Annotated in this window: 4 protein-coding genes and 2 pseudogenes; all 6 read right to left on the bottom strand. The window is 62.3% G+C overall.

Going from position 1 to position 4,872, the window contains the following annotated elements; translation table 11 throughout:
• A pseudogene (locus HUK84_RS10485) lies at window positions 1-208 on the bottom strand (DUF932 domain-containing protein); the annotation flags it as partial.
• Window positions 209-345: 137 nt separating this feature from the next.
• Window positions 346-741, bottom strand: coding sequence for a hypothetical protein (locus HUK84_RS10480; protein ID WP_176640246.1), 396 nt, complete (start codon window positions 739-741; stop codon window positions 346-348).
• Between the two features lie 161 nt (window positions 742-902).
• Window positions 903-2,987 carry a ParB/RepB/Spo0J family partition protein gene (locus tag HUK84_RS10475; protein WP_176640245.1) on the bottom strand — a complete coding sequence of 695 codons (2,085 nt, stop codon included), beginning with the start codon at window positions 2,985-2,987 and terminating at the stop codon, window positions 903-905.
• A 93-nt stretch (window positions 2,988-3,080) separates the two neighbouring features.
• Window positions 3,081-3,416 carry a hypothetical protein gene (locus HUK84_RS10470; protein ID WP_176640243.1) on the bottom strand — a complete coding sequence of 112 codons (336 nt, stop codon included), beginning with the start codon at window positions 3,414-3,416 and terminating at the stop codon, window positions 3,081-3,083.
• Window positions 3,417-3,477: 61 nt separating this feature from the next.
• Entirely contained in the window at window positions 3,478-4,077 is a 600-nt protein-coding gene (locus HUK84_RS10465) for a glutathione S-transferase family protein (RefSeq protein ID WP_176640244.1), read from the bottom strand.
• A gap of 346 nt (window positions 4,078-4,423) precedes the next feature.
• Window positions 4,424-4,872 (bottom strand): annotated as a pseudogene (locus HUK84_RS10460) (hypothetical protein); the annotation flags it as partial.

Genomic DNA, 4,872 nt, shown 5'->3' with positions numbered 1-4,872 from the left:
CGCGGATGGCGCGGCTTTCGACGGTGCGGGCGGTCGCGCGTTCGGCGCGGGCCAGGGTCGCAGCATGCAGATCGGCCAGCGACAGGTAGCGCTCGTCGTCGGGGCGGGAAAACCATTCCGAGGACACACGGGCGTCACGCCGCCCCCGCGACGGGTCGATGCGGAATCCCACAGGGCGGGCGGACGGCAGGATGGTGGTAGCGGACATGGAGACTCTCCTCTTGGGCCGGATATTCGGCATCCGAGGCAAAGCCGCCCTCGCTCTCCCTTGCAGGCCAGCTCGACATAAAAAAAGCGGCTTCCGGGAACCGGAAGCCGCCAAGGATCATTCGCGTCAATTGGCTCTCAATGAGCAAAATGGAGCATGGCCCTGACGGCCGTAACCAACGGAGGCACCAATGTTCTCGCCTCATACTGAGAGAGCACATACGTGCCTATCGTCATCACGAGGAAATGAGTCAAATAAAATTTCCATTTTTTACTTTCACACCACCTTTTTTCGATAGATTTAAGCAGTGTCTCTTCAAAAGATAGAAGAATAACGGTCAAGGCACCGCTCCAGGAAACGATCAATATGATTGAGATCACCCAAAGAGTCGGATTGGAAAGCGCCTTCGCAGCTTCGCTGACCGTAACAATCAACAAAAACCATCCAAAAAGTTTGAATGGTATTTCACAGATTTTCAGCCATCGTTCGATACTATCTGCCTTCGTGAACCAACCGACAAACTGAACGCCCACGATTCGATTTCGAACCGAGCAGTATACATTATACATGTTCATGCTGGACCCTTTCCGCAATACTCGACGAGTAGCGATTTCTATTCACGGTCATCGTCGAGAAACGCACAAGCCACGATACACGCACATCGTGTGCTGCAAACGCCAGAAAATGAGAAAAGCTAGTCTGCGGCGACATGCGTCTCCGCGAAGGAGGCCTCCGCAGCATTATCGCCTCTGACGTTATCTGACTGATTGGCCAAAGATGGTGAGCCTGTCCGCAATGCCTCCGGCAGCCAGCCGGAACCGTCCAGCAACCGCTCGGCCTCGCGGGCCATGTCGGGCTTCTTGAGGTGGGCGATCATCCGCGCGGCCTGTTCACCGCGCCCCTCGCGCACCGCCTGCAGAATGCGCGCCTTGGTGACGCGGCCGAGATAATTATCGATTGTCGGCGTCCAGCCCGCCTCCACGGGATCGAGACGCAACGCCGCCGCCAGCCGGTCAGCCCGGGCGATCCGCCGCTCGATCGTCCGCGGCGAGACGGCGCCGTAGGGATGGACCTTCTCATAGAGCGCGTTGACCCCCTGGGAGAGGCAGTGCGCCAGCAGGGCGAGACGGCTGTCGTTGTCCAGATGATCGAGCCAGGTCCAGAGCGCGTCTTCGCCGGTGGGCAAATCGGCTTTCCAGGCCTCGTCGCGTGCCTGCACCTGATGTGCCGGAATGCTGCCGGCGAGGTCCGGTCCCTGGACGGGGAACGACACCGTACGGACACCGGCCTGAAGGCACGCGCCGTCATAAATATCGTGGAACAGCACCAGGCAGAGCGTGTGCAGGAACTCGGTGAGCGCAACATGCGGGTTGCTGGCGAAAGCGTCACGCAGCGCGAGCGTCCGCCAGGCGGTCAATTCGGTGACGAGCCGGTCGGGCAGCGGCTTCAATCCATCCTCGTCCTCGGGCTCGTCGTCCTCCGTGACCGCCTGGCTGGATACGGCACCAGCGTCGGAAGCCTCGGAATCGGCATCGTCATCCGTCTCCCCCACCTCAGCGTCAGCCGACGCCGCATCGTCATCCGGGTCGGTCGGCATGTCCTCGGGGCGGACGAAGCCCCGCGCGACTAGCAGCGTGCCGTCGCTGTCGAGGCTGACGAAGACCCCAGCACGCGCCATCTCGGCCGGATCGAAGGTGACGGGGCGCGTTTCCAAGACTTCGATGGCCTGCTCGATCTCGCCCAACCGGGCGTCGACGTCGGCGGGCAGTTCGTCGGCCTGGGCGTATTCCGCCTCGATTGCCTCCTGTTCCGCGCGCAGGGCCGCGAGGCGAGCCAGTTCGTCCTCGGTGATGGCGACCGGCCGGCCTTCGATTTCGTCGAACGCCCGCGTATGCCCCCAGGGGAAGGACAGGGCGGTTTCGACCCACTTCCAGCCTTCGGCGCGGATTTCGGCGGTCGCAGCGCTCAGCTTGTCCATGGCCAGCCGGTCGAGCAGGGCGGGGTCATTCAGCCAGCCGCCATCGTCGGCCTCGAACAGATCGCGCATGACGTGGCCGCCGGCGGTGACATAGACATCGAGCCCGACGAAACGGACGCGGGCATCGGATGCGCGCACCGTCTTCTCGGTCAGCATCCGGCGGATCAGATAGGGCTCGCGGTTATGGCCGCCGGATAGAATCTCCCATACCTGGTCCTGACGCGCGTGGTCATCGCTGATCGAAAACGCGATCACCTGGTCGAGCCGCATGCCATCCTGCTCATAGATATCGAGCAGCTTTTCCGAGACGGTCATCAGGCGCAGGCGCTGCCTGACGACCGTGACCGGGACGAAGAACGCGGCAGCGATCTCCTCTTCCGACAGGCCCTTTTCCAGCAGGGTCCGGAAGGCGCGGAACTGGTCCAGCGGATGCAGGGAGACCCGCTGGACGTTCTCGGCCAGGGAATCGTCTTCGGCGAAGATGGGCGATCCGGCCTCGCGCACGACGCAGGGAACCGGCGCCGTCTTGTTCAGTTTCTTCTGCCTGACCAGCAGCTCCAGGGCGCGGAAGCGGCGTCCGCCCGCCGGCACCTCGAACGTGCCGGTTTCCGCGCCGTCCGCGTCGAGGACCGGCCGCACGTTGAGGCTCTGCAATAGCCCGCGCCGCGCGATGTCGGCGGCCAGTTCGTCGATCGACTGCCCGGCCTTCACCCGGCGGACGTTGGACTGCGACAGCACCAGCTTGTTGAAGGGGATACCACGGGACGAACTGAGGGTGATTTTCTGGATGGCGCTTGCCATGGCCGGAAACTCCACGACGGACGACCGGAAGACCCTCTCCCAGCCTCGAAATCCGTCGCGAAACCTCCCCTTCCCTCTTCCTCTGCCCCGGCCTCATACCCCGCGCATCCCGCCACACGCGTTGAGGAACAGGTCTGCCTGCCCGGTCTTCTCGGTGTCGGTCAGCGGGACCGTTGCCAATGGGGTCGCCGAACGATGCAGGAAGACCTCACCGTGAATGCCGCGCAGACCACGACGCAGAGCACGATCGACCTCGACGAGAACGTTCGGCGAGCGCAGCCAGGCCGGATGGTCATAGACGACCCGTGGTTCCCAGCCCATATCCGCAAAGATGGCGCAATCGGGCATGGGACCGATCTCGCCTTGAGCGGCCATCATATTGCCGGAGCGCAAGCGCGGCCGTCGAAAAATCTTGGCATAAGCGGCCACCGGCCACTCTGGCCGACAACGATGTCGACCACAGGTGCGCCCAGCATAAGCATACAGCAGATTACGCTTCGACGGTGATATAGCCGGGTAGAGCCTCGATACGTCCCAGCCACTGCCGAAGAGCAGGATACGCTTCCAGGGAAACGCCCCCCTCCGGAGCCAATTTCAGATAGGGATAGGCTGCACAATCAGCCAATGTCGGTCCCTCGCCTGCGAGCCACACGCGGTCGGCGAGATGGCGGTCGATAATCGGTAATATCTTCCTACTGGCTGTCACTACGTCGTCGTACCGAAGGGGAGAATCGAATTTTTTCACCAGTCGTGCGTCCGCCGGGCCATGCTGGATTTCGTTGGCGCTGACAGAGAGCCATTTGACGATGCGAGCGCGCACAGCCGGTTTGCTTGGCCACCACTCCGTCTTGTCATGTTTTTCAGCAAGATAGACGAGAATGGCCTGGGAATCCCAGATAACAGTCTCACCATCCTCAAGGACGGGCACCTGCTGCCAGGGGTTGAGCGCCGTGAACATAGGCGTCTTGTGTGCACCGGCGACCAGATCGACGTCACGGATATCGAGATCAATCCCAGCGAGCGCTGCGAAGAGCCTGACCTTGTAGCAATTTCCGGATGGGGGGCAATTGTAAAGAACTGGTAATGTCATGACCGGTCATTCCTTTTTCCTCATTCGGCCGGAGAAGCAGTGAGGCATCTTCGGCATTTCCAATGGGAAGTCAAAAACGAAAGACAGCCGACGCAGAGAATGACCGGTTCGTACTTTTTCGTTCAGAGACACGTGGCCACCGCCCTTCCCTGGCGTCGGGCGGGTCGAAAGGTGTTTTCCCAGTGGGCGTACGCACCTCCTGCCTATTCCCCTGCGACGAACAGCCGAGACTGTTCACCACGGGACCATAGGTCCGGGTGTTGTATTCGGCAGGCCACCCGACATAGGAGGCCGCCCACATGGAAAAAGCGTTTCGACACGCCGAGACGAATGGTACCAAAACGGGCTACAAAAGGGAAGCGACCAGGGCGTTACCGACCTGGCGGGGGTCATCTCTCGGCCATGCGCAAATATGACCGGTCCGCATGCCGCCTTGGCTTCCTGCATCACGACCACAGGTCCGCCCGCCCGGGCGTCGCGGCGAGCGCGCCAGCGCCGTGTCGCCGGAGGTCACGATCATCTCGTACAGCCCGGGATCAAACCCCAGCCGCGCCAGCCGTTCCGCATTATAGGGACCGGGCCGCCCCGAATTGCTCAGCAGCAGCACACGCCGGCCCGCATCGCGCAGGCGGGCCAGCGTGCGGCGGACACCCGGATAGGGCGCCGCGCCATCATGCAGGACGCCATATTGATCGACGAACAGCGCGTCATATTCTCCGACGAGGGCCGCGATCCCGGCCAGCGCGCGCACGCTCATGCCGCCCGATCCGGCAGGCGGGCGGCCGTGCCGCCATA

The organism is Nguyenibacter vanlangensis (genome assembly GCF_013376155.1).
Classification (GTDB): Bacteria; Pseudomonadota; Alphaproteobacteria; order Acetobacterales; family Acetobacteraceae; genus Gluconacetobacter; species Gluconacetobacter vanlangensis.
This window is presented reverse-complemented; position numbering and strand designations above follow the sequence as displayed.

Coding starts and splice junctions, on each gene's coding strand:
- HUK84_RS10475 (WP_176640245.1), bottom strand. CDS start 2,987: ATGGCAAGCGCCATCCAGAAAATCACCCTCAGTTCGTCCCGTGGTATC.
- HUK84_RS10465 (WP_176640244.1), bottom strand. CDS start 4,077: ATGACATTACCAGTTCTTTACAATTGCCCCCCATCCGGAAATTGCTAC.